This is a genomic window from Paenibacillus sp. M-152, assembly GCF_003856555.1.
GTDB lineage: Bacteria > Bacillota > Bacilli > Paenibacillales > Paenibacillaceae > Paenibacillus > Paenibacillus polymyxa_C.
In genome coordinates this window covers 3,014,922-3,040,401 of record NZ_CP034141.1, presented here as the reverse complement: position 1 = coordinate 3,040,401, position 25,480 = coordinate 3,014,922, and the positions used below count along the sequence as shown (strand labels likewise).

The 25,480-nt window shown below is 46.0% G+C and carries 18 protein-coding genes and 3 pseudogenes; 18 read left to right on the top strand and 3 right to left on the bottom strand.

The features are described 5' to 3' along the window. The first annotated feature begins 18 nt into the window (after positions 1 to 18). The 7 genes and pseudogenes from EGM68_RS13150 (at position 19) to EGM68_RS13120 (ending at position 7,087) form a co-directional block, all read left to right on the top strand. On the top strand, positions 19 to 1,185 hold the full coding sequence (locus EGM68_RS13150) for an MGDG synthase family glycosyltransferase (RefSeq protein ID WP_129549368.1): 1,167 nt from the start codon (positions 19 to 21) through the stop codon (positions 1,183 to 1,185). Between the two features lie 30 nt (positions 1,186 to 1,215). After that, entirely contained in the window at positions 1,216 to 1,917 is a 702-nt protein-coding gene (locus EGM68_RS13145; protein ID WP_058830807.1) for a polysaccharide deacetylase family protein, read from the top strand. A gap of 21 nt (positions 1,918 to 1,938) precedes the next feature. Next, a complete protein-coding gene (locus EGM68_RS13140) occupies positions 1,939 to 3,072 on the top strand; it encodes an MGDG synthase family glycosyltransferase (RefSeq protein ID WP_058712613.1) in 1,134 nt (377 codons plus the stop codon). After that, complete coding sequence (locus EGM68_RS13135; protein WP_129549367.1) at positions 3,069 to 4,295, top strand: MFS transporter; 1,227 nt, start codon at positions 3,069 to 3,071, stop codon at positions 4,293 to 4,295. The genes EGM68_RS13140 and EGM68_RS13135 overlap by 4 nt, the downstream gene beginning before the upstream one ends. 775 nt (positions 4,296 to 5,070) lie before the next feature. Next, a pseudogene (locus EGM68_RS26565) lies at positions 5,071 to 5,241 on the top strand (serine hydrolase domain-containing protein); the annotation flags it as partial. A 312-nt stretch (positions 5,242 to 5,553) separates the two neighbouring features. Then, positions 5,554 to 6,420 (top strand): class A beta-lactamase, encoded by an 867-nt coding sequence (bla, locus tag EGM68_RS13125; protein ID WP_129550325.1) that lies wholly within the window; start codon positions 5,554 to 5,556, stop codon positions 6,418 to 6,420. A 332-nt stretch (positions 6,421 to 6,752) separates the two neighbouring features. After that, positions 6,753 to 7,087, top strand: a pseudogene (locus EGM68_RS13120) (BlaI/MecI/CopY family transcriptional regulator). Here EGM68_RS13120 and EGM68_RS26115 read toward each other — a convergent pair. After that, positions 7,046 to 7,168, bottom strand: coding sequence for a hypothetical protein (locus EGM68_RS26115; RefSeq protein ID WP_235329985.1), 123 nt, complete (start codon positions 7,166 to 7,168; stop codon positions 7,046 to 7,048). The pseudogene EGM68_RS13120 and the gene EGM68_RS26115 sit on opposite strands and share 42 nt — an antisense overlap. Positions 7,169 to 7,288: 120 nt before the next feature. Beyond that, the gene (locus tag EGM68_RS26110) at positions 7,289 to 7,714 is read right to left on the bottom strand and encodes a site-specific integrase (protein ID WP_240664035.1); all 426 of its coding nucleotides are present in this window, start codon (positions 7,712 to 7,714) and stop codon (positions 7,289 to 7,291) included. A gap of 132 nt (positions 7,715 to 7,846) precedes the next feature. On the opposite strand from EGM68_RS26110, the gene EGM68_RS13110 reads away from it, so the two are divergent. The 8 genes from EGM68_RS13110 to EGM68_RS13075 all read left to right on the top strand — a co-directional run bounded on the left by EGM68_RS13110 (position 7,847) and on the right by EGM68_RS13075 (position 21,495). Next, positions 7,847 to 8,815, top strand: coding sequence for a LacI family DNA-binding transcriptional regulator (locus tag EGM68_RS13110; RefSeq protein WP_013371291.1), 969 nt, complete (start codon positions 7,847 to 7,849; stop codon positions 8,813 to 8,815). Positions 8,816 to 9,123: 308 nt separating this feature from the next. After that, positions 9,124 to 10,077 (top strand): ABC transporter permease, encoded by a 954-nt coding sequence (locus EGM68_RS13105; protein WP_240664033.1) that lies wholly within the window; start codon positions 9,124 to 9,126, stop codon positions 10,075 to 10,077. 13 nt (positions 10,078 to 10,090) lie between these two features. After that, positions 10,091 to 10,987 (top strand): carbohydrate ABC transporter permease, encoded by an 897-nt coding sequence (locus EGM68_RS13100; RefSeq protein WP_013371289.1) that lies wholly within the window; start codon positions 10,091 to 10,093, stop codon positions 10,985 to 10,987. A gap of 125 nt (positions 10,988 to 11,112) precedes the next feature. After that, the gene (locus EGM68_RS13095) at positions 11,113 to 12,738 is read left to right on the top strand and encodes an ABC transporter substrate-binding protein (RefSeq protein WP_129549365.1); all 1,626 of its coding nucleotides are present in this window, start codon (positions 11,113 to 11,115) and stop codon (positions 12,736 to 12,738) included. A 25-nt stretch (positions 12,739 to 12,763) separates the two neighbouring features. Continuing rightward, complete coding sequence (locus EGM68_RS13090; RefSeq protein ID WP_129549364.1) at positions 12,764 to 15,232, top strand: PfkB family carbohydrate kinase; 2,469 nt, start codon at positions 12,764 to 12,766, stop codon at positions 15,230 to 15,232. Then, a complete protein-coding gene (locus EGM68_RS13085) occupies positions 15,229 to 17,502 on the top strand; it encodes a GH32 C-terminal domain-containing protein (RefSeq protein ID WP_129549363.1) in 2,274 nt (757 codons plus the stop codon). Before EGM68_RS13090 ends, EGM68_RS13085 begins: the two co-directional genes overlap by 4 nt. 41 nt (positions 17,503 to 17,543) lie before the next feature. Further along, positions 17,544 to 19,859, top strand: a complete 2,316-nt coding sequence (locus EGM68_RS13080; RefSeq protein ID WP_240664032.1) for a glycoside hydrolase family 32 protein — start codon at positions 17,544 to 17,546, stop codon at positions 19,857 to 19,859. A 703-nt stretch (positions 19,860 to 20,562) separates the two neighbouring features. Beyond that, positions 20,563 to 21,495 carry a bifunctional helix-turn-helix transcriptional regulator/GNAT family N-acetyltransferase gene (locus EGM68_RS13075; protein WP_013371284.1) on the top strand — a complete coding sequence of 311 codons (933 nt, stop codon included), beginning with the start codon at positions 20,563 to 20,565 and terminating at the stop codon, positions 21,493 to 21,495. Between the two features lie 321 nt (positions 21,496 to 21,816). Here EGM68_RS13075 and EGM68_RS13070 read toward each other — a convergent pair whose 3' ends face one another. Beyond that, on the bottom strand, positions 21,817 to 23,553 hold the full coding sequence (locus EGM68_RS13070; protein WP_129549362.1) for a glycoside hydrolase family 2 protein: 1,737 nt from the start codon (positions 23,551 to 23,553) through the stop codon (positions 21,817 to 21,819). 149 nt (positions 23,554 to 23,702) lie between these two features. On the opposite strand from EGM68_RS13070, the gene EGM68_RS13065 reads away from it, so the two are divergent. The 3 genes and pseudogenes from EGM68_RS13065 to EGM68_RS13055 all read left to right on the top strand — a co-directional run bounded on the left by EGM68_RS13065 (position 23,703) and on the right by EGM68_RS13055 (position 25,405). Beyond that, positions 23,703 to 24,539, top strand: coding sequence for an AraC family transcriptional regulator (locus tag EGM68_RS13065; protein ID WP_129549361.1), 837 nt, complete (start codon positions 23,703 to 23,705; stop codon positions 24,537 to 24,539). A gap of 100 nt (positions 24,540 to 24,639) precedes the next feature. After that, positions 24,640 to 25,020 (top strand): annotated as a pseudogene (locus EGM68_RS13060) (phospholipase D family protein); the annotation flags it as partial. Next, complete coding sequence (locus EGM68_RS13055; protein ID WP_240664029.1) at positions 25,013 to 25,405, top strand: LysR substrate-binding domain-containing protein; 393 nt, start codon at positions 25,013 to 25,015, stop codon at positions 25,403 to 25,405. The pseudogene EGM68_RS13060 and the gene EGM68_RS13055, both read left to right, overlap by 8 nt. The last annotated feature ends 75 nt before the right edge of the window (positions 25,406 to 25,480 follow it).

Here is a 25,480-nt window from a genome sequence, read left to right as displayed (position 1 = left end):
CGAAGGAGGCGATTGTTGATGAATAACATAAAACGGGAAAAGCTTCTGATTTTGTCCGGCGCGCTCGGGGATGGACATATGCAGGCGGCCAAGGCGATTTTGGAGGCATCGGTGTTGTACAAACAGGGAGTAGAGGTGGTCGACTTTATGCAATGGATCCATCCCCGCATGCATGTGGTTGAACGGTATTGCTTCCTGCAATGGGTGAAGCATTTTCCCTCCTCATACGGATATATGTATCAGAAGACCCGGACGGACAGTACACTTACTTTCTTCCTGAAGCATTTTCTCACAACCAGCCTACAGCGGCTGCTCAAACTTCTGAATGAGGAACAGCCGACGTTGATTGTCAGTACGTTCCCGCTGGCATCAGCCGCCATTTCCTTGCTTAAGGAAAAAGGGATGACGGATCTGCCTGCGGCAACAGTCATTACTGACCATTCCGATCACAGTTATTGGATACATCCGTTTACGGATCTTTATCTGGTCGGCTCCGAAGGTGTGCGTGCAGCTCTGCAGAGAAAAGGCGTTGCTGACCACAAAATTGCTGTAACGGGCATCCCTGTTCGCCCATCCTACAGTCAGACCAACAATAAAGACCGGCTGCGCGAGAAGCTGGCCTTGCCTCTTGACGCCTTTGTCGTGCTGGTGATGGGGGGCGGTTGCGGGATTATCGATAAATCCTTCATAGAGCAAATGCAATCTGACTCTTTTCCCCCTAACGTGCAATTTGTGATCGTATGCGGACGCAATGTGAAGCTGCTGAACCGTCTGCATGAAGCGTTGGGAGACAGGGATAACGTCATGCTGACAGGCTTCCTGGAGGGAATCCATGAATGGATGGCGTCCGCAGACGTATTGATTACCAAGCCGGGCGGACTGACGACCTCCGAAGCGCTGGCGCTTCAGCTTCCCATGCTGCTGTTGGAGCCACAAATGGGGCAGGAAAAGGATAATGCCAGTTATTTGATTCAAGCGGGAGTAGCGTATCTATGTCAGATTGACAGTTTGCAGGATCAGCTTCAGCGGCTGGTTCAACAGCCTTCCCTAATGGAAGAAATGAGGGAGAATGCAGGGCTGTGCAGACAGCAGGATTCCGCCAGACATGCGGTCTTGCAAATTCTGAACATGCAGAGCGATACCCAGGAAGAAAAATGGGTTTGCTCCTTGCAGCAATATGCTTAAACTTATTTTTCACTAAGGGGGATAAAGACGTTGCTTGTTAAATATTTGTTGATTGGGCTCATAGGCTTCATCAGTCTGTATATGCTAATTCCCAGTTTTCTGCCAAGAATAGTCAGATTGGGAGCCTTTCGTAAGGGAACGACCAAGAACCAGGTAGCATTCACATTCGACGATGGGCCACATCCGAGGTATACACCGGAATTATTGGATTTATTGCAGGATTATCAAGTGAAGGCCACATTCTTCGTGCTTGGCTCGCAGGCGGAACTGCACCCGGATCTAATCAGAAGAATGGATCGTGAAGGTCATCAGATTGGAATCCACAATTACGCTCACACCTCCAATTGGCTGATGCTTCCCTGGACGGTGCGGCGTGATCATATGAAACGGACCGCAGATATTATTGAATCCATAATTGGAAAAAGGCCGGATCACTATCGTCCGCCATGGGGGCTCATGAACGCTTTCGATTTCTTTCATCCCAAATCGTACCGCATCGTACTCTGGTCCTTGAAGGCGGGGGATTGGCGCAGCAGGAGCTGCCGCAAGAAGCTGAAGGCAACGCTGCTGAACGGAATTACGGACGGATCTGTTATTTTACTGCATGACAGCGGAGATACGCCGGGAGCGGACCGTCACGCGCCATATTTTATGCTTCAGGCTCTGGAGGAAGTACTACATCAATTACAGGGACGCAACTTGCAATTCGTTCGTCTGGATGAAATGGCTTGACAAGTGAATGAGGTGACAATAGTGAGACAGGAACCACAAATTTTAATTTTAACGGCCGATTACGGAGAAGGTCATCATCAGGTGTCCAAGGTGTTGCAGCAAAGCTTAATTCGCAATGGTTATAGCGAGGTGGCGGTTGTCGACTTGTTCCGGGAAGCTTATCCTGTGCTGAACAAAATAATCCGCTTTCTATACCGGCAAAGCTCGCATGCAGCCAGTTTAGGCATTCCCTATTACGGATGGATCTACCATCTGACCAACCGGCTTCCCATGAAGGGAAAGATTGCGGCCTGGATGAACAGTCTTGGCGGCGACAGGCTCAAGAAAATCATCCTCCAGTACCAGCCGGAAGTCATCATTTATACATTCCCGTTCGGCAGCTTGCCAAGCAGCGAAGCATTATCTGCGATCCGTCCCCGGACTGCTGTTGTCATAACGGACTTTGACGTTCACCGAAGATGGCTGTTCGCCAAGCCGGATCACTATTTTGTCCCTGCCAGCGACGTCAAAGAGGCCATGGTCAGGCAGGGCGTCCCCGAGAGTCGTATTACCGTGACCGGAATTCCGGTCAGGGAGTCATTTTATGATGCGGCAATGATCGGTTCCAGCTCCGTTAAAGAGGCAGATGAGCATGTGATTCTGCTTATGGCCAACGTCTGCGGCACATTACAATCGCTATCGAGGCTCATCGGGAAGCTGCTACTCTTGTCAGGCGTCCGCATTCAAGTGATTTGTGGCCGGCAGAAAAGATGGAGACGGAGACTTGCGGAGAGCTGGGTGGATGATGCAAGAGTGGATATATTCGGCTTCACCTATCAATTGCATGTTTTGATGAGCAGTGCCTGCTGCGTCATCACGAAAGCGGGAGGCGTTACACTATCCGAGGCGATTCAGGCCGGGGTTCCGATTTTCATCCTAAATCCGTTTCTGGGGCAGGAGAAGGAAAATGCCTTGTATTTGCAGCGCAAAGGAGCGGCAGCCGTGGCCTTTACGATTCATGATCTGGTGTTGCAGATACGAGCGATGATCTCCTCTGAGCCGATCAAGCAGTCAATGATGAACGGGCTGCTCGCAGCAAGGCAGAAAACGTCTGCGGACCATATTGTTCGGCATTTGTTTCCTGAGGCAAGCCCCTTAAGAAGGGGTGGAATATGATGAGCGGGAGGAGCGCGTTCAAGCTTTCTACTCTGATGCTGTTCACAGTGCTTTTTTGCACAGAGTTTGTCCGAAGCGCTTTCTTGTTCTCGTTCCTGCCGAACTTTGCCGTCAACGAATCGGGGCAAACCGTTGCTTTGGTCGGTCTTGCCGTCTCGCTTCATTATACAGCCGATACGCTGATTAAATGTGTGGCTGGATATTTGCTGGACAGGTTTTCGCTGCGCTGGCTGCTGCCCGCCACTTTCGTCCTGATGCTGTCCGGACTAGCCGCTGTGTTCGTTAGTCCATATGCCTGGGGGCTCGTTGCCGGTTCCGTGATGCTTGGGATGGGGGCGTCGCCTATATGGCTCATTTGTCTGGAGAAAATCCGGCTGACGGAGCGGGCAGCCCAGATTGGGGCGATATACACCGTGTGGCTGGCCTGCATCGGTCTGGGGCCGATCACAATCAATCTCACCTTCGATTATGGCTTCGTACCTGCCTTCCGGCTGATGGCTGCGCTGCTCGCCGTCGGCTGCATTGCATCGTTCGGGATTAACAGAACAACCCCCTTGCACCTCCAGAACGTCAGCTTTGCCGAACAAGCGACAAGACTGCGAAGAAGACTCGTTCAGCTGAAATGGCTACTGCCAGGCATGGTTCTGCAGATGACCGCCGCGGGACTGCTGCTGCCGATACTGCCCGGTTTTGCCGCTGACCATCTCGGTCTGAGCCAGCCGCAATATTCGATAATGCTTATATTCGGCGGGGCCGGTGCGATGCTGTTTCTGGTCCCGATGGGGAAGCTGGCCGATCGATGGGGGCACAAGCAAATGCTGTTCGCCGGTTTCGTATCGCTTACGGTCATATTGGCTCTGTTAATCGTATCCATGCCGCCGCCTGCATTAACGATGCTGTTTGCCTTTATGCTGGGATTGTCTTACTCAGCCGTGCTTCCGGCCTGGAATGCGGTGCTGTCGTACCTTGTTCCGGAGGATCAGAAGGGGACCGGGTGGGGAGTACTCTCCGGGATTGAAGGGCTCGGTATTATGATTGGTCCGGTCATCGGGGGATGGATAGCCAGCCAGTATACGAATGAAACTGCCATTAGCATCAGCGCTGCTTTACTGGCTGTTCTTGCACTTTTTTATTTAATTTTGCCGCAAAACAAGCTTGTCTCGGCTCGCGGGACATTGCAGCACAAGAGGGAGAATGCTCATGGACCTGATCGGGTTAGTTGAACAATTGTTTCACGAATATGGATACCTGGTCTTGCTCATCGGCTTGCAGCTAACTTCATCGCGCTCTCCATTCCGCCGAGCAACAACACCTTGGCCTATATCGGTTTCTTAGCCTCTAAAGATGTGCTTCATGGGCTGCTGGCTTTTCTCAAGCAGGACTCCTACGATTGCAATCAAAAAAGAAAGTACACTGAAACAGGGGAGAGTTGAATCGTAAAAAAGAAAATAATAAGTGAAAACAAAAGTGTTACGAATGCTATCAAAAAATTGTATGGCCGGGTTGGGGAATTTCGGCACCTCCGGGGATAATCAAAAAGTACAACATTAATGATATTCAGAAAATTAGGTTGATGACAAGAAGCAATGAATTTGGAGAATGCTGCTAAATGAATTGTTCAAATTTCCAGTGAAGTCTTCTTGTTTAACTGTCGTGATAGTTTATCCTTGCTAACTAAATTGTATGAGCTCTATCAAATAACATAGTTAGAACAACAACTCATTCTGGGCATGTTTCTTTGCCTATGGGTAAAGGTTGTTGTCCTAACACCTTTTGTACTAGAGATCCTTATCTTAGCAAGCACGTCATATAACAGTTGACAGTTTGTCATGCGGTGTATGTGACAGGTCCAAGTACGATGTCATCAAAAGCTTGGCGGTTTTATCACTGTTCGATTTAACAATATTGGAGGTAAGGTGAGGGGGAAAGCAGAACAACATTCTAAAATAATAGGAGCGATTGCGTTATGAAAACATTCACCATTCGAAAAGGAGTAGCACTTCTGACGGGCAATCATTCTGGGGACATACCGGCGGTACTTTCGGACTTGAATCAAGAGCCTTCGGATCTTTAGGCGGGCAGCATATTTTGGTAACGTGCATCAACTCGGTAGCTCCGGAAGTGGAGCCGGCTCACAATAAAATAATCGATAAGGAGTTTGGCAGTTAAGTTTAAAGCCGACATCGCGCCCTTTATTTGAGGGCGAATGTCGGTTTCTGCTATAATTAACCGTCGTTTTATGCAATCGAGGCACGTATGTCCGCATTCAGAAGAGAACGATTTCAAAATAGATAAGATGTACTAGGGACATATATAATAACTGAAATATTACATTTGTAATACATGTGGAAATGAGAAGAGAGGAGGACATCGGGTATAACCTGCTGGCAGGGGTTCAAACAGACGATATATTTTTAGGGAAAGAAGTCTAAAATCTTGAAAAAATACGTATTAAATACAAATAGAATAGCTTTATTTGCGATGACACTCTTTCTTGTGCTGCTCGTTGGCTGTACAAAACAGGGGGCTTCAACTCCGCCGACTGAAAAGGAGCCACCAAACTCAAACGCAGCGAATGTGGTTTTTAAACAGCTTGAAGTCAAGTTTGACGCGCGGCTGGGCGTATATGTTATTGATACGGGAACAGGGAAAGAGGTTGCCTATCGGGCCGATGAACGTTTTGCCTATGCATCCACTTACAAGGCACTGGCAGCAGGCGCGGTCCTGCAGCAGAAGTCTAACGATGGACTGGGCAAAGTCATTAAGTTTGCCAAGGATGATCTGGTCACGTATTCACCGATTACGGAACAGCATGTAGATACCGGGATGAATCTCAAGGAAATCAGTGATGCGGCTATTCGTTATAGCGACAATACGGCAGGAAATTTGCTGCTAAAGGCGCTCGGCGGGCCCGAAGGGTTCGAAAAAGCAATGAGAGACAACGGTGACACTGTGGTTATGGCCAACCGTTATGAGACAGAGTTGAACGAAGCGATTCCTGGGGACCACCGTGATACGAGTACACCCAACGCCCTTGCCAACAGCTTAAAATTGCTGACGATTGACGATTCCATGCCTAATGACAAACAAGAACTGCTTATCGGCTGGTTAAAGGAAAATACTACCGGTGACGAACTAATTCGGGCGGCTGTGCCAGAGGGCTGGGTAGTTGGTGACAAGACAGGCGCAGGAAGCTATGGCACACGCAACGATGTTGCCATCGTATGGCCTCCGGACAGGGAGCCGATCATTATTGCTGTAATGTCCAGCCGTGATACCAAAGATGCAGAGTATAACAATGCCCTAATCGCTGAGGCAGCCAAGGCGGCATTTAAGGCTCTGGAGTAAGCGTAGCAGAGCTGTTGGGTAAGTCGATAGGGCTATTTAAACCAAGCACAAAAGGTCGAGACAAGGGGAAACATGCTCCTGTTCTCGACCTGTTTGCCAAACAGGGAATCGCAAGAATTCCTCTGGATTAGAGTATTCTTTTGATTGGTTTGAAGTTGGGGTTATGCATGCAGCAGCGGAGAGAATGAAGCAATTCCGATAAATCGAAGCGTTCGCATTTGATCCTGAATTTCATCCGCTAAAAATATAATTGAGAAATTTGGGGTCAACAGCGATTGGAGGTTCCTACGATGAAAGAATTGCTGCAAATATGAGAAGCCGAATTCGAAGTAATGAAAATTATCTGGAGTCATACGCCGATCAACACCAACGAAGTCATTGAAAAACTTACCCAGACGAGCAAATGGAGTCCAAAGACGATTCAAACCCTGGGCTGGTAAAGAAAAATACGCTGACCTATAAGAAAGAGAGCAGAGTTTTTGTATATACGCCCTTGATCAAAGAAGATGAATATATCAAGTATGAAAGCAAATCCTTTCTCGATCGTTTTTACAATGGGGCACTGAATTCCATGGTGCTGAATTTTTTGGAGCATGAGCATGTATCCAAAGAAGATATTCATGAACTACGCACACGGAATTGCCTCCTCACGGAAATGAACTTGTGACTTAGTCTGGTCATCTGCACCTTTTCGATAAACATAGACAGATTTGTTCATAAGATCAATATCATCTACATCAAGATTCACAGTTTCAGAAACGCGTATTCCTGAATTAAGGATTAAACTTCTATACAAGCATCACGTACTCGATTAAATTTATATGATAAAAGGGCTCTATTTCTGCCGGCAATGTCTTTTTCGTATCCTTTAATTTATATATTCCACAAATTCAGTAATCTCATTATCTCGAAGCAATTTCCCAGCTAGGATGCTAGCTGCTGTATACTTAGATTTCTTCTTTTTGCGAATATCAACTTTCGCCATCACATTTCCAATTAGTAAAGGATTGAAGTTTTCGTCCTCAGCTTTTTGATTCAAGTAATTAAATAAAGTTCGAAGCGATGATAGCTTTCTTGATACTGTCGTTCTTGAGTTTCCTGCTTTGGTGAGAAGATGAAATCTATATCCGAGAATTGAATTCAATGAAAGCTTCTCAAGAGTTTCTAACGGAATTTGACTAATAGGGCCAGCAGGAGTAAGTCCTTCAGCCAGAAGATAGTTAAAGAAGGTTTCATAATCATATATGTATTCGAGTAGTGAAGAAGGAGAAAGATCAGGAAGCTGGCTTACCATCTTTCTGACCGGATTACACTTGATTTAGCTACATGGGCTAGGAAAAAAAGTCAAAAAAAAGCGTTTCAAAGATTATTGAAACGTTTCCAACTTCGTGTTATTATAATTTTCATAAGAGAGAGGGGGGGCTAAATGCCAAGTATTAAAGATGTCGCTAACCTGGCTGGCGTAGCTGTGGGAACTGTTTCCCGTGTTATTAACAACTCGGGCTCTGTAAAACCAGATACACGCCATAAGGTGGAAAAAGCTATACAAGAATTGAATTATATCCCTAATGAAGTCGCTCGAAATTTTAAGATGAGGAAATCCAAGATGGTAGCCTTGCTACTTCCAAGTATCTGGAATCCTTTTTTTTCTGAACTGGCTTATTACATTGAGGATGAGTTGGATAGGGAAGGCTTTAAGCTCATGCTATGTAATAGCGGTGGCAAGCCCGAAAAGGAACTGTATTATCTGGATATGCTACGGCAAAATAAAGTGGCTGGAATTGTCGGCATTACCTACAATGATATTGAGAATAGCATAAGCAATGACATTCCGATTGTAAGTATTGACAGACACTTTAGCAAAAAAATTACCTGTGTGACCTCGGATAATTATAAGGGAGGGAGTATGGCTTTAAGGGAACTTATTAAAGCGGGAGCCCAGAGGCCGGCTTTTATAGGAAGTGTAACTTCCGTATTTAGTGAAACCATGAATCGAAGAAAAGGTTTCATTGATGAGGCGAAAAAATTAGGTGTCGACTATGTTGTATACGAGAAACCAGACCCTATTGTGAACGACGATGCCTATTTTAGCGAATTTCTACATAAGTATCAGGATGTGGACGGCATTTTCGCTATTACCGATATGTTAGCCGCCAAATATATAGAAAGAGTAGGCAGGCAGGGTATTCGCGTTCCAGAGGATGTAAAGGTCATCGGTTACGACGGGATTCAGAATCATCCTTATTTTCATCCGATATTGTCCACAATCAGGCAGCCAGTGGAGGAAATGGCACGTATGACAATCAGACTGCTGTATCAAAAGATGGATGGTATAACTTTAGATCAGCAAGTGTATCGTCTCCCCGTTATCTTCAGGCAAGGCGAAACTACATGATCTTAAATGTAAAGATATTAGCTCATTTCAGTTGGATCTCTGTTTGAATCTATAAACTCGTCATTTTTTTATAATAAATTGGAAACGTTTCATTTGGAGATGAAACTACTTTGTTAAAAGATCAAAGGAATAAGTTTGGATCAACAAATGCATCGTCTTCCCGTTTTTTTAGACAAGATTGTTTTTGATTTTAGAAAAACTCGAATTCAATCGGTGGTTCATGTATGGCTCTGCCGATTGACGTTTTTTTATATCAAATTGGAAACGTTTCAAAAATGAAAATATCCTATGTCAAGAAAGGGAATGTAATGGTGAATACAAAAATTAGCGAATTAGATCACTCCACGATTAAGCCAAATCGCAAAATATGGAACCAGATCAAACGCGATTATGAACTGTATTTGTTTTTGCTGCCAATCATTATTATTTATCTCGTATTTAAATACTATCCGATGTATGGAATACAAATTGCTTTTAAGGATTTTTCACCAAGTCGGGGAATCTGGGGAAGCGAGTGGGTGGGCTTTAAGCACTTTATTGATTTTTTCGATTCCTATAACTTCTGGACGATCATGACTAATACGCTTACACTCAGTGCTCTATCGCTTGTATTTAGCTTCCCAGCTCCGATTATTATAGCGATTATGCTCAATCAGATGCTGGCCAAGAGATACAAGAAAATTGTACAAACTGTAATTTATGCACCACACTTTATTTCTACCGTAGTGCTCGTCGGTATGCTTAATGTTTTTCTGTCTCCAAACAGCGGAATTGTGAATCACATCATCACTTGGTTTGGAGGGGACCCCATTATGTTTTTGGCCGACGAAGGGTGGTTCCGTCCTTTGTATATATTATCAGGGGTTTGGCAAGAGACAGGTTTTGCTACCATCATTTACCTTGCAGCTCTGGCAGGGGTCAATCCGGAATTGCATGAAGCGGCGATCATGGATGGAGCAAGCAAATGGAAGCGCGTAATGCATGTGGATATTCCAAGCATTTTGCCGACGATCGTCATCTTATTGATTCTCGCACTCGGCAACATTATGGGCATCGGTTTTGAAAAGGCTTTCCTTATGCAGAACGATTTGAATTATGCCACCTCCAATATTATTCCGACCTACGTTTATGAAATTGGGATCCAAAAAGCACAATACAGCTTTTCTACAGCAATTGGCCTGTTTAATTCAGTTGTAAATATTATCCTGATAGTCACCGTCAACCGGATCGCAAAAAAATTGACGGAAACCAGCCTGTGGTAAGGGGGAGATCATTATGAATCAATTATTAAAGAGAAAAAGTAAAGGAGACTTATGGTTTGACATCATCAACTACGTCATGCTGACCATAGTTATGTTGCTTGTATTATTCCCGCTGTATTTTGTACTGATTGCTTCACTCAGTGACCCCAATCTCATCTACTCAGGTGAAGTATGGTTCTTTCCAAAGGGTTTTACGCTGGATGGATACGGGCGAATATTCAGCGATTCATCTATATGGATTGGATATGCCAATTCGATTTTATATGCGAGTCTAGGAACCTTAATCGGAGTTGCCGTGACCGTATGTGCAGCTTACCCGTTAGCCCGTAAAGGACTGGCTGGAAAGCCGGTGATAATGTGGTTTTTACTGATCTCCATGTTTTTTAGTGGGGGGTTGATCCCAACCTATTTGCTGATCAAAGATCTTCATATGCTGAATACGATTTGGGCACTTGTTATTCCTGGAGCGGGAGGTGTGTTCAATGTCATTATCGTAAGGACTTTTTTTCAGTCGACCATCCCGGATGAAATGTGGGAGGCCGCTTCCATTGATGGTTGTTCCAATACCAGATTTTTTTGGAGCATTGTATTGCCTTTGTCTAAGTCTGTTATAGCCGTAATGGTACTGTATCATGTTGTCGGGTTCTGGAATGGTTTCTTTGACGCTTTGATTTACTTAAACGATGAAAGCAAGTATCCATTACAACTGGTCCTTCGCAACATTCTTGTCCAGAATCAGGCCAACTCGAGCATGATGATCGACGTGGAATCCTACGCAGCAAAGATGCGCGTTACAGAGCTTATCAAATATGGTGTCATCATGGTATCCAGCCTACCGTTGCTGATTTTGTATCCTTTCCTGCAAAAATACTTTGTAAAAGGCGTGATGATCGGCTCGATCAAAGGCTAACATTGCCAGGGTGCCTGAAAGGGGGAATGTGCAACAGAAACCATAAATTCAGCATTTAGACAAATAAAGTAACAAGGACAAGGGAAGTTCTCAGCTTGTGGACTGACATAGGGAGGGTATGTACGATGAAATTATTCAAAAGGGCTGGAATTCTAATGCTGGCTGGAGTGTTTGCTCTTAGCGGATGTTCGGGAGGCGGTGGCGAGTCAAAAAATCAGACGGTGAATCCGGATCAGGATGCAAATTTTAATAAAACCGGTCTTCCGATTGTTAAAGAAGCGGTGACATTAAAGATGGTATCCCCAAAAGCTGCTTTAGCGCCAGATTACTCGAAAATGGAAATATTTAAGCGGCTGGAAAACCAAACAAACGTAAAAATTGATTGGGAAAACATTCCGGACACTGACTTTGCAGAAAAGAAAAATTTGTTGTTGGCCAGCGGAGATTTGCCAGATGCCTTTTACGGAGCCGGATTCACAGATTACGAGCTAATCAATTACGGTAAAGACGGAACCATTATTCCGTTGGAGAATTTAATTGATCAATATGCGCCTAATTTGAAAGCGCTTCTTGATCGTCGGCCTGACATTAAACTAGCCATCACAGCACCAGACGGTCACATCTATGGGCTGCCGTCGTGGGAAGAGAATAAGCTCGATACCAACCCCTTCTTTCACGTCATCAATAAAAATTGGCTCGATAAACTGGGTTTAAAAGTACCTCAAACGCTGGACGAATACACGCAGGCTTTGATTGCCTTTAAAACGAAGGACCCGAACGGCAATGGCAAGGCTGATGAAATCCCATTAAGCTTTATGCACATGCAGTGGTGTAGTGACATTGCTGGCATATTCGGTGCTTTCGGTATTCCGGATAATTTGGAACATCGGATCGTCCGCGAAGGTAAAGTAATCTTTACCGCTTCGCAACCTCAATATAAGGAAGCATTAAAATATATCCATGATAACTGGTATAAGCAGGGGTTGATTGACCCTGAATCGTTCACCCAGGATGCCGCTCAGTATTTAGCAAAAGGCAAAACACCAGATGAAACGCTCGGCTCCTACGTTTGGTGGGAAGTTGAAGAAGTTGTCGGACCGGAGCGTAGTAAGGATTATGCTCTGCTGCCCCCGCTTAAAGGCCCAAATGGAGATCAAATGATTGGTCGCAACAACGGCGGCGGTCCGGGACGAGGTAGCTTCGTGATTACAAAGGAGAACCGTTATCCGGCAATGACGATGCGTTGGATCGATCAACAGTATGACCCTTACATGGCGGCTCAAATTCACTGGGGTCCGTTGGATGTCGTATTCAAGAAGGACGAAAAAGGAAAATTGGTGAACCTGCCGCTTCCCAAGGGAGTCTCCGCAGGTGAATTCCGTCAAAAAGTGGCTCCAGGTACAGGAAATCCGGGCGTTATTACTTTCGATGACTTCGGAAAAGTTGTTGATATGGAACCCCGAGCTCAGAAGCGTGCTGATTATTTGAAGAAATATTACACTCCATATATGACAAAGGAAAACTATCCGAGCATCTTCTTTGAACCGGATGAACTAGATAAAATCAATCGGATCGAGCCAGAACTTATTAAATATGTAAATACCCAAAGAGGCAAGTTCATCGTCGATGGCGAGGTAGATGAAAAGTGGGACAGCTATGTGAAGACACTCGAGAAGATGGGGCTGAACGAATTAATGGAGATCTATCAAAAAGGGTTGGATCGATATAATGCAAATTTAAAAAATAAATAATCAAACGATAGGTGGGGAGAAAACTGTGCTTGATGTAATAACCATTGGGGAAATATTGATAGACTTTACGCCATCAGGTCGTACAGCGGGAGGCAACGAGCAGTTTGAATGCAATCCTGGAGGGGCTCCGGCTAACGTAGCAGCTGCTCTATCCCGTTTAGGAGCTAGAGCGACATTGATTAGCAAAGTAGGGGATGATCAATTCGGTTCCTTGCTGCACGATACCTTGATGAACGGCGGCATCGACGTGTCTGCGCTTACGTTTACAGATGAAGCTAATACAACGCTGGCATTTGTCCATCTGGATGACAACGGAGACCGATCGTTCAGCTTCTACCGGAAACCAGGAGCGGATACATACTTGCGCACGCAGGATGTCCCGTTCGATAGGATTGAAAACTGCCATGCACTGCACTTTGGTTCTTTGTCGATGACCCATGAGCCGGCCCGTACGGCAACAAGAGCGGCAGTTGTGAAGGCTAAAGAGGCAGGAGTCCTGCTTTCATTCGATCCGAATATCCGGTTTGCTTTATGGGAGAGTAAAGAGGAAGCGAAACGGAATATCCTTTGGGGCATGAAGTATGCCGACATCCTGAAAATATCAGAAGATGAGCTCCACTTTATAACGGGTACAACTGATGTGGAAAAAGGCTCGCTAGAGTTGCAACAGCAATTCGGCATCGCCGGGATCTTCGTAACTTTAGCGGAAAAAGGCTGTTATTACCGATTAGCGGGTCATGACGGATATGTGCCGGGTTTTCAAGTAGAGGTCACTGATACGACAGGAGCCGGCGACGCTTTTCTGGGCTGCTTGTTATATAAGATACTGAAAACCGGTATTTCTTTGAATCAGCTGACCAAACAGCAAATCATCGGTATGCTAACTTTTGCTAATGCCGGCGGTGCATTAGTAACCACACGGAAAGGGGCTCTTCAATCTATGCCGACGACAGATGAAATTACCCAGATAATCGAGACAAATAAACAGCACGATGATGATAGATTTAGGCCGGGTTTTCATTTTTCACCTCACTCCCATTGGTTGAATGATCCCAACGGATTAGTCTATTACGAAGGAGTCTATCATCTGTTTTATCAGCACCATCCTTATAGTAACCAATGGGGACCAATGCACTGGGGTCATGCTGTAAGCCAAGACCTGGTTCATTGGGAGCATATGCCTATCGCTCTGTTCCCGGATGAGCATGGCGCAATTTTCTCTGGTTGCTGTGTGGTTGACTGGAATAATAGCAGCGGACTGTTCGATGGTTCCCATGGATTGATCGCACTCTTCACTCATGCAGACAGCTGTCCGGAGACCGGACAACCTCGCCAGCGGCAAAGCCTGGCTTATAGTAGCGATAAAGGCCGAACTTGGCACAAATATGAGGGGAACCCAATACTCGACGAGCATGATCTGGTCAACTTCCGGGACCCCAAGGTGTTCTGGCATTCGTCAAGTGAATCCTGGATTATGGCTCTTGTCGCGGGAGACCACGTTCGGTTTTATCGTTCCGACAATTTACGTGAATGGTCATTGTCAGGCGAATTCGGAAAGAGTGAAGGCTCGCATGACGGAGTTTGGGAATGCCCTGATCTCTTTGAATTGCCGGTTGATGACAGCGGACATTCCAAATGGGTACTTATCATAAGCATCGGAGATAATCCCAACTGTCCGGAAGGCTCACGCACGCAATACTTTATCGGAGAGTTCGACGGAAATACGTTCATCAATGACCATCCGGCCGATCATATCCTGTGGCTGGATTATGGCCGGGACAATTATGCGGGGGTCACCTGGTCGGATATAGCTGAGCAGGACGGACGGCGTGTGATCATCGGATGGATGAGCAACTGGAAATATGCTAACCAAACGCCTACGGGGGCCTGGAGAGGCACAATGACTCTGCCTCGCGTCTTATCATTGACCAGCCGAGACGAGGGCGTAGTTCTGACCCAAATGCCTGTTCGGGAAATAGAGCAACTGCGGAAAGGAACGCTCTGCTGGAATGAGGTTAAGGTTACGCCAGAGGTGCCGTTTACGCAAAAAACGAATGATGTTCTGCTTGAAATTGAAGCGGATATCGACATTCGTTCCGAAGACGAGGTTCATATTAAAATGAAGTCCTCTGGGCAAAGTGAGACTATTATCGGTTATGACCCTGTGCGCCAATGGCTATTCATCGACCGCTCGAAATCGGGCCTGACTGATTTCCATCCATCGTTTGCGTGCAAGCACGGTGCTAGAATGGTTTCGGAGAATGGGAAGATCAAGCTGCATATCTGGCTGGATCGCAACGCGGTTGAAGTGTACGCGAATGAGGGCTTGGTTGCACTGACGGATCAAATATTCCCTGATGCTCCGATGGATCGTATTGAGATAAGTGCGAAATCAGGGGAAGTTGTAGTGAACTCGTTTTATATGCATGCTCTTAACTCCATTCATATTCCCAATGGTCCAACGCAGCAGACATCAAGGAGGATTGAAGTATGAGTCATGCAACCGATAATCGGGGATTGATCATGTATTGGGCTTTCAATGAAGGAACCGGTACAAGCGCTCTGGAGAGCGTATCCCAAGTCCAGGATAATATCCAGTACGTATTTAACCAAGCGGAGTTTACTCAACCTTGCCCTCCACGATGGAGACAGGGGGTAAGTGGAAATGGGCTTCTGTTCGATGGTTATTCGACTTACATTGCGCATTCGTTCGATGAGGGAAATCAGAACACCGAGCCAGAGAATCGATCAGCGTTAAGCATAGGAGTATGGGTAGCCCCACACTCCTATGAATGGGGGGATGATGGCAAATTGTCCGCCATCGTGAACCGCTACAACCTGGATCGCAAGCAGGGTTATCTGCTCGGCATGTTCCGTCACGGTTCCTGGTCCTTCCAAGTCGGGCTGGAAGGAGGAGACTGGAAGGAACTTTGGTCGCCGGACGGCCATGAACTGCCCAAGAATGAATGGTCATACGTGAATGCTGTGTTCGATGGGAACCAAGGGGAAATCAAGCTGTATTTAAACGGCAGTGAAATCGCTTCAGCTGCCGTGCCTCGTGGTTCCCGTCTGGCTGAGGCGGCAGACACGGATCTTCTGATTGGAAAGAATAACCATAGCAGCCTGCTGGCGGAAGTGTTCAGCCTGCACATGTTTAGCGGTATCATTGATGAACTCAAGATTTATAATCGGGCGCTGAGCGCGGAAGAAGTGGCCGCTTCTTATCGTCATGTGCTGGACACCTTTCATGAAGGTATCCAGCCACAATTAAACTATGACGAGATCAAGCTAGACCGGACGCCACTGCTACTTGATCGGCACAGACCGCAATATCATGTTAGCCCACCGGCCCATTGGATGAACGAACCCCATGCACCGATCTATTTTGACGGGCAATATCATTTGTTCTATCAGCATAATCCGCAGGGACCGTTCTTTCATCAGATCCATTGGGGGCATTGGGTAAGTCAGGATTTGGTGCATTGGCGTGATCTACCCGTGGCTCTGGCGCCCGAAAAGGATCAGCTCGCACCGGACGGGATCTGGTCGGGAAGCGCAACCTATGATGCTGACGGACTTCCTGTCTTGTTCTTTACGGCAGGTAATGACAGCGCCTCTCCGAATCAGAGCGTAGCGCTTGCCCGAAGCACTTATACCCTTGACGGAAACCCGGATCTGGTTCAGTGGGTCAAACATCCAGAGCCGTTGATCGTGCAGAAGAAGGGAATGGGCGCATTTGGGGATTTCCGAGATCCATTCGTATGGAAGGACGACGACGGCTGGTATGCTCTGGTCGGGTCCGGAATTGAAGGTGGAGCAGCACTGGCATTTGCGTCACAGGATATGCTGAATTGGACGTATAAAGGCCCATTTTTTAAAGCGGATATTCAGAAGTTTCCTTACCTTGGACCCATCTGGGAGCTCCCTGTGCTTCTTCCCCTTGGCAGGGACAAGCAGGGGGTGAACAAACATCTGCTGCTTGTCAGCCCTGTGGGGAAGGGAGCGGATGTCGAGGTGTTCTATTGGATCGGACAACTTGACAAGCAAAATCTTTCGTTCATCCCCGATCAAGATGAGCCTCAATTGATTGATGTCGGGGACTTCCATTTTACCGGACCGAGCGGAATGGTTGATCCGAAGACCGGCAGAAATATCGTCTTTACGATAGCCCAAGGCGACAGGACGTCCGAGATGGAATATAAGTCGGGTTGGGCTCATAACGGAGGCTTGCCGTTAAGCGTGTATTTGAGGGATGACGGGCGTCTGGGAATAGAGCCGATTCAGGAGCTTCAATCGCTGCGTGGCCCTAAGCGGCTATCGCTTCGGGACCAGTCATTGGCTGAAACTAATGTGCAGCTTAGGAATGTTCATGGTGACATGCTTGAGATTCAATTGGAATTGGAGCCCGGCAGCGCCAAAAAATTCGGAATCAAGGTCCGTTGTACGCCGGACGGAGAGGAAGAAACTCTGCTGTATTATGATTGGAATCAAACGATGCTCTTGGTCGACCGGTCGAAAACGACGCTGCACCCGGGAGAAAAGTGCGGAGGGGTTCAAGGCGGAAAGTTGGAGCTACTTGGGGAGAATCTGAAGCTCCACATTTATTTGGACCGCTCCATGGTCGAAGCCTATGCAAACGGATTGAAAAGCCTGACAACCCGGGTATATCCGAGCCGTATGGATGCTTTGGGACTCGAGATTTGGGGAGATGGAGAACCGTTTGTTAAATCCTTGGATATATGGGATATGCAGTCCATTTGGTAAGACGGTTGTTTAGGCGCTCCTTACGAATGGGGTATGCACAAATGATCAAGAAACTTTGCATTCTTCCGTTTGGAAACGTTTCATTCATATTCCCCCTTCTTCATGACGGGAAAAATAATAAACCTGTAGAGTTAGCAGGGGTGTTCTCTTTCAATATGTTCAGCGGACTCCTAGATGAAGTGAAGCTGCATAATAAAGCCCTTACGAACCAGGAGATACTTGCTGGATATGAGAGCGTGAAGGCGCTTCATGGAGGTTCAATTCCGAAAATTCCGAATTCGGACATTGATGAGGATCCAAGTGTGTTTGACGGAGATCAGCATCGTCCCCAGTACCACGCGATGCCTCCGCAAAACTGGATGAATGAAGCACATGCACCGATTTATTATAACGGCAAATACCATTTATTTTATCAACATAACCCGCAAGGTCCATTCTGGCATCAAATCCACTGGGGGCATTGGATGAGTGACGATATGGTGAACTGGGAAAATGTAAGACCTGCTCTTGCGCCCGAAGCGGGCACCCTAGATCCGGATGGCACGTGGTCAGGCAGTGCAGCGTATGATCGAAACGGCAATCCTGTTCTGTTCTATACCGCTGGCAACGACTCCTTGTCGCCGAACCAAAGAACAGGGTTGGCAACTCCGGCGGATTTGTCTGATCCCAATTTGGAAAAATGGGTGAAATATCCTAAACCGGTAACGGAGCAGAACGGAAAAGGCATCCACAACGAGTTTCGCGATCCGTTTGTATGGTACGACAAAGAGGTGGACAAGTGGTATCAGTTAGTGACATCTGGTCTTCCAGACTTCAGCAGCGGCACAGCTTTGGTGTATGTATCCGATGATATGTACAATTGGGAATATAAGGGGCCGTTATACGTTAGTGACAGAAGCCGTTATCCGGAGTTGGGTACGGTATGGGAGCTACCAGTGTTATTGCCGTTAGGCACAGATAGTACGGGCAAGCAAAAATATATTTTCATGATTAATCCCCATGAAAAGCCGGAGCATGTTCCTCCAGCGAACGATGTGCAAAGAGATGTTGAGGTCTTTTACTGGATCGGGACCTGGGACCGGGATAACTTTAAATTTATTCCTGATCAGGAGGCACCCTCCAAAATGGATGTAGGTGACGGCTATTTAACCGCAGAGAGCGGTCTGGTCACACCCGACGGAAGAACGGTCGTATTCTCCATGGTGCAAAATGTTAGAACACCGCAAGCTGAATATCAATCCGGATGGGCTCATAATTTATCTTTGCCGGTTTCCCTAAGCCTCGATAAGCATGATAAATTGAATATCGAACCGATTAAAGAACTGCAGAGTCTTCGAGGGAAAAAGTGGGTTGATTTTTCGGACAAAAATTTGGAGAGTGCCAATCAATTGATTAAGAATGTCAAAGGCGACATGCTAGAGATTGTGATGGAGATTGATCCGCGTGAAGCCCAGAAATTTGGTCTCAAGGTGCGACGCTCGGAAAAAGGCCAAGAAGAGACGCTCATTTACTACGACAAGAAGAACGGGACATTTAACGTGGATCGAACCAAGAGCAGCATTGATCCGGATGTGCGTGTGGACGGCATTCAAGGAGGATATGTAGATCTTAAAGGAGAGAACTTGAAACTCCATATCTTTCTCGATCGCTCGGTCATTGAAGCCTTTGCAAATTACAAGAAGAAGCTGACAACTCGTGTCTATATAGGCAGATACGACTCCTTAGGCTTACAGGTCTGGGCCGATGGCGATATCAATATCAAATCGATGCAAGTATGGGATATGAATGCCTTAACGGGTAAACCGGCTGCTCCGGTCTATGTAACCGATAAGTGGGATAATTCTGTGTATAAGGATATTACAGAGCTGCCTAACCATGATTTTGCTACGGGCGACTTAACGGGGTGGATAACGGAAGGAGACGCCTTCCAGAATGTCCATGTGACCAATACCCAGTTCTTCTGGGACAACATTTACTTCAACCCGTCGCATAAAATTCCGGGCGGCTACCATTTGTGGGGCTTCAACGAGCAAGCCGGCGGCGATAGCTTAACCGGATCGCTAAGATCTCAAAATTTCGTCCTTGGTGGGAACGGTAAGATCAACTTCCTTATCAGCGGGGGCCGGGATATGGATCGTCTGTATGTTGCGCTGGTTCGGGCGTCGGACGGCAAAGAGTTATTTAAAGAGACAGCAACTAATTATGAGGAATATCAACGGAAGATTTGGGATGCGTCGGATTATATAGGCGAGGAGCTTTATATAAAGGTGGTTGACCAATCCAAAGGCGGGTTTGGACATATTAACGTCGATGATTTTAATGTACCTGTTCAGGTAAAGAAGAAAACCAACAACTGACTCTTGTTAATACAGAATACCCGTGAGTCCTGTAGTCACTCCGAGCAAACCGAATAGTCAGATAGCTTGTCATTCGAAATGGCAAAGGAGAAGGGCAGGTACTTGTAAAACGAAACTGAATCAATTTTTATTTGGATGGGAGATAAGAGTGTATTTAATTTAATGCTCACAAGCCATAGGATTATGGCTTGTGAGCGCACATTAATGAAAAATAATAAATTCTAACCTTAGTCAGAGAAAGGTTTCGTGTTATAGTTTAATATTCAGCTGAAGGGAACGCCTTTTTTGCTAATCAAATGAAGTTCGTTATGGGTAAAGCATAAGATCAAACCTTTGAGTTTTTTCGTACTACTTATATAAACTAAACCTTTATTATATCGATAAACTTCTGTGCTGCTGTTAATACAGGCATGTCTGTTTGCTGATATACTTAAAAATCTTTCGGGAATTTTTTCATTAATAATTAGAAACTTTGTATATAAGCAACCAGCTGTCGGTAAGCTCCGGCGGCTGGTTGTTGTCCAAAGAAAATAAAGTGTTGGACTATCGTAGCCTCATTAAGCTAACGGACAAGATAATTCCAACTGTTGTTGCTAATATAGTTGACAAAGTCAATTAAAATCATTATATTTTTTACTTAGTTGATATTAGTCAATTAAAGTATAAGGATTAATGTAGTTCAGTTAATTTAGGAGGCTTACAAATGGGTTCGGAAATGTCCTTAATCCCGACTATTCGCAAATTTAACCGATTCTACACGAAGGTGCTCGGGTTGCTTGATAAGCACCTTCTGGATAGCAATTTTTCACTTTCGGAAGCCCGAGTTCTTTACGAAATCGGCAACACGGAGCATTGCACGGCCAGAATGCTCATCGACCTTCTAAGTATCGACGCGGGCTATTTAAGCCGGATTCTCAAACGGTTCGAAAAGCTGGGCGTAATCTACCGGGTCCAATCCGAGAAGGATGGCAGATCTTTTTTTCTGTACTTGTCGAGTCTCGGTGAGGAGACGTTGTCAAAAATGAATACCTTGTCCGATAATCAGATTCGCAATATGATCATCGGATTGCCGTATCAAAGCCAAGTAAGCATTGCCAGAAGCATGACTAACATTGAAAGAGAGCTATCGGACAATCCTACAGAGCGGAGCGTAAGCATCCGGACTGAATTGAAACCAGGAGACGTAGGAATGCTCATTCATATGCACGGATGGATCTATGCAAAGGAGTGCGGTTATAATCTTTTTTTTGAAGGATATGTCTGCAAGACGTTTTACGACTTGCTTCAAACCTACAGCTCGGACAAGGACCGTTTCTGGCTAGCGGAAGCCAATGGCGAAATAATTGGCAGCATAGCTATCATCAGCCATTCTAATGAAAAAGCGCAGTTAAGGTGGTTTATGCTGCATCCGGATGCCAGAGGAATGGGACTCGGGAAAAAGCTTTTACATGAGGCGATCAGTTACTGCAAAGAAAGAGGTTACCAGTTCATTTTTCTGGAAACGACAGAGGACCAGAAAACGGCTATTGGCATGTATGTGAAAGCAGGTTTTCAGAAGATTTCCGAACAAGAAAACGAATCTTGGGGTAAACGTCACATTGAACAGACTTATGAGCTTAATCTCCATGAAGCATGATGAATAAGCTTTCATAATGGTAAAGATACAAGCTATTAAGCTAACGGGCTTAAACTATAATCGGGCCGTATTTGACGGTGTCATTCTCCTGGTAGAAACCGACAGGGGTTCCGAAGGCACCCGCAAAAGCTAACTCGCCTGCCGACATGAAGATTGGAATTTCGCCGGCTTTGCCATTACCATTGGGATGACGGTTTATAAAACGGCTTTATATTTTGAGGCTATCCTCAAAAGGATAGCCTCTGACCATATAAGTACGTGTTCCAAAAGTACCCCCTAATTAGTGCGAGTTCAAAAAAAGCTTATAGAATCTCTACAAACTCATTTCAGTGTAGAACCCCAGTCATACGGATCACTGTGGTCGGTGTAAATACCCTTCACCACACGATAGGCAAGCTTGGGTTTGCGATATTCGTTAACCAGCCCCTTGTTATTGAAGGAGCGTGCCCGGTCTCTGAAGTGCGGTTGATGGCTCAGAAGTTGGCCCCGTGTATCTGCAAATTGCCAAACGTAAGTGCCACTAATCTTCGGATCGCTTCGGAAGAGCTTCAGCGACTTGCCGAGCAAATCAGCTTGATAATCCTCGCTGAATAAGCGCGGTTCCCAGCCAGAATCTCCATATACACCGGCTCCACCAAATTCGGTCATGAGCACCGGGGTATACTCGGCTCCATATTCATTGCAACGCTCATGAAAGACTTTAAGCATCTCCTCAAACTCGACATGTCCGAAGTACCATCCACCATAATAGTTAATCCCGATGACATCGAATAGTCCAAGACAGATGTCTGTCATAGGGTACATCGTGGCAAAAGCAACCAGTCTAGATTGATCCTTGTTTCGAACGAGCTCGGTCAATTTGACTGATAGAACATAAGCCTGCTGAGAGCGTGTATCAATCTCGTTGTGTACAGACCAGAACAGGATTGAAGGATGGTGAAAATCTCGCTCGATCATCTCATCCATCATGGTCAATGCTCGTTCCACGAAGATGGGATCATCTGTCTCCTTGGCGGGAAAAGCAGCGCCCCAAATCGGAATTTCGCTCCAGAAGAGGATACCTTGCTCATCAAGCAGGTCGAGCCAGTACTCACTCTGCGGATAATGTGACCCGCGTACCGTGTTGCATCCCATCTGACGGATAATATCCAGTTCTTTGGTCATCAATTTGTTGGGAAAAGCGAAACCCCATTCGGGGTGTTCTTCGTGACGGTTAACACCCTGCAGGTAAAGTTCCTTGCCATTTAGCAGAATCTTCTTGTCCCGCGTCTCTACGGTACGGAACCCAATGCGATCTGTCCGGTCGTCCTGACCCACGACTGCTCGAATCATGTATAGGGCAGGATCTTCCTGATTCCAACGCTGGAGGTCTGACCATTCTTGTTCCAGCACAAGTTCCGTGCTACCCTTAGCTGGAAGGTAAGCGTTTTGATTTGTAAATATCTCATTATTCCGATAGAGGGAAACAGGGACATCAACGGGTTTATCTGACAACGAACGGAGCTTGAGCACGATTCGGGTATCTGCACTGGAATCTCCTGTCATCTCATAGGTAATGCGCATTCCCTCAACCCATACATCTGGCAAACGCTGAACCTCTACGGGCCGTATGATTCCGCCGTAATGAAACCAGTCTACGATATGATAGGGTAAGGTGTTGGTCCCCAGAGTGCTGTCTGTGCGGACAATGAGTTCGTGTACACCAGAGGTAACATCCCGAATAGTAAAGTCAAAAGGAGTGAAGCCACCATAATGGTACCCTAAATGCTGTCCATTCCAATATACATCGGCATGTCCCATGACAGCGTGGAACAGTAGACGCAGATGGCTGGGATTGTCAAGGGTTACCCATGTCCGGTACCACGCAACACCTTCGTATTCGTATTTGCCGAGCTCGTTATTCCAACAGCCTGGCACAGGCACACGATCATGATTGGAAGGGAAATTCGTATTCCACTCTTCAGATAATCCAACATTATTCTTGTCTAAAACGAAATCCCATAATCCATCAAGCTGTTGGGATTCCCTAAGTCGATGCTGCTGAAACGTTCGAATCATATTCATCATCTCCAGTATATTTTTGCAATAGAACATCATGGATGGCCTGTATGTTGGGAGTGTAGCATTGGTACCAAGCCAGCGACAATGGCAAAAACAATCTTCATCATTTGTCATAAATGATACTATTAAGGAAAGGAGGAATTTATATGGATTACGCCTTGGGAAATATGGTAGTGCATATCCATTGGGTAATCGCCAAGCCGCCCTTGCCAGGCTGGGAAGATATACGGCAGACGGTATCAGGACATACCTTTTATTACATTTACAGTGGGAAGGGAACCTTTCGTTGTGAGGAGAGTGATCTAGAGGTTAGCGGGGGAACATTGGTATACCTATGGCCTGGACTGCCTCTTTACATGAAATCGTCTGATGCACATCCACTCCGAATGACGATGATACTGTTTGATTGCGCTTCGCTCATAAAAAATGAGAACGAATGGGATACGCCAAAGTCGATTGAGCGGCTGCGGCTTCCATTTCTTATGCCTCTACAGAGTGAGCGTGCGGGCCGGATTGGGGAACAATTCCAGGAAGCGGAAAGGGAATGGGTACCTGGAGATCTTGTGCGAGAGACCAGAGTAAAGTCAGTCTGGTATCGTTTGGTACAAGAGGTACACGAGGCAGCGGAAGCAGGAGGGAGGCACGACGATGGGGACGGAATAGTAGAGGCTCTTCGTAAATTCAAGGAGAAGTTAGATACGGCATTTGCTACCGAGTTGCGGATTACCGAATTGGCGGAGCAGACGGGTTTCTCACCTGTTTATTTACGCAGAACCTTTGGATCCCGGTACGGGTGCAGTCCCAAGGAGTACCTGAATCATCTTCGCAATGAGCATGCCGTTCGCCGGCTCCTGTTCACAAGTGATTCCGTCACAGATATCGCGAGAGCCTGTGGCTATTCTGACGTATACCAGTTCAGTAAAACGTTCAAAAAGCGCAATGGTCTCTCTCCGATCGAGTACCGAAGAATACAAGGAAATTGATACCAAGGGTGATATCATCAGATTTGCGTTTGAATTTGATTCCCAACAATGTACTTAAAAGAGGACAAAGCCTAACAGAGAAGATTTAAGGCTTCTAGACAACTGTACAACGCAAATCAACATTATTTCTCCTTTCATAGGGAGAAACATGGCCATAAGTCTCTCTGCGGTTTTAGAAAGCGATGAGGAGCTTGAGTGCAACATCATAACCCGCTTCTATCGGGAGGATTTTATACAAGGCGCTAGCAACATTGATGGCTTAGATAGATTGTTAAGTGCTGGTGCCAACATATATGCACTGCAGGACCTACACTCAAAGCTATATATATTCGATGGGACTTCGGTTATTACCAGATCTGCTAACTTTACGTTTAATGGTTTCTATAAGAACTATGAATTTGGTATGTTAATAGAGAATGAACCGGTTTTTGCTAATGAATGTTCCGATTACTTCAAGGAATCCTTGAATCAAGGTGTTTGATGAAGAATTGGTTCTGATTGCGGAACCCGGCTTGCATCAGATGCCCGAAGTATTAGGTAAACCGATGTTGTTCTTTGAGATCGGGTGTACACACAGAATTCAAGCTGAAGCTTTTCTACATAGCCGTGGTGTCCATACGCTCAATGTAATGGAATTTGGTACACTGAACACGATCCTAAGTGGTGTATCTGCCGGAATAGGGGTATCTTTACTCCCGCGATCTTCGGTTGTTCAAGCCGAATTAAGAGGAGAGGTTTCAGTGATATCTTTGCCAGAGCCATATTGCAGGTTGGAAGTGGGACTTGTACATGCCCAAAGTGAACATCTATCGGCCGCATTACGTGGCTTGCTGGAGATGATGACAACCAGGAGTAACGAAGGCTAAAAAATTCTATTTCATAAAACTCTATCGGGGTTGTATTGTTATTAACAGTGAGGGACGAACTCGAATTCGTTAGAT

What these genes read in the sequence shown, in the direction of transcription:
- EGM68_RS13150 (WP_129549368.1), top strand. Translation starts at nt 19, where the DNA reads ATGAATAACATAAAACGGGAAAAGCTTCTGATTTTGTCCGGCGCGCTC.
- EGM68_RS13135 (WP_129549367.1), top strand. Translation starts at nt 3,069, where the DNA reads ATGATGAGCGGGAGGAGCGCGTTCAAGCTTTCTACTCTGATGCTGTTC.
- bla (WP_129550325.1), top strand. Translation starts at nt 5,554, where the DNA reads ATGACACTCTTTCTTGTGCTGCTCGTTGGCTGTACAAAACAGGGGGCT.
- EGM68_RS26110 (WP_240664035.1), bottom strand. Translation starts at nt 7,714, where the DNA reads ATGGTAAGCCAGCTTCCTGATCTTTCTCCTTCTTCACTACTCGAATAC.
- EGM68_RS13110 (WP_013371291.1), top strand. Translation starts at nt 7,847, where the DNA reads ATGCCAAGTATTAAAGATGTCGCTAACCTGGCTGGCGTAGCTGTGGGA.
- EGM68_RS13105 (WP_240664033.1), top strand. Translation starts at nt 9,124, where the DNA reads ATGGTGAATACAAAAATTAGCGAATTAGATCACTCCACGATTAAGCCA.
- EGM68_RS13100 (WP_013371289.1), top strand. Translation starts at nt 10,091, where the DNA reads ATGAATCAATTATTAAAGAGAAAAAGTAAAGGAGACTTATGGTTTGAC.
- EGM68_RS13095 (WP_129549365.1), top strand. Translation starts at nt 11,113, where the DNA reads ATGAAATTATTCAAAAGGGCTGGAATTCTAATGCTGGCTGGAGTGTTT.
- EGM68_RS13085 (WP_129549363.1), top strand. Translation starts at nt 15,229, where the DNA reads ATGAGTCATGCAACCGATAATCGGGGATTGATCATGTATTGGGCTTTC.
- EGM68_RS13080 (WP_240664032.1), top strand. Translation starts at nt 17,544, where the DNA reads ATGATCAAGAAACTTTGCATTCTTCCGTTTGGAAACGTTTCATTCATA.
- EGM68_RS13075 (WP_013371284.1), top strand. Translation starts at nt 20,563, where the DNA reads ATGGGTTCGGAAATGTCCTTAATCCCGACTATTCGCAAATTTAACCGA.
- EGM68_RS13070 (WP_129549362.1), bottom strand. Translation starts at nt 23,553, where the DNA reads ATGATTCGAACGTTTCAGCAGCATCGACTTAGGGAATCCCAACAGCTT.
- EGM68_RS13065 (WP_129549361.1), top strand. Translation starts at nt 23,703, where the DNA reads ATGGATTACGCCTTGGGAAATATGGTAGTGCATATCCATTGGGTAATC.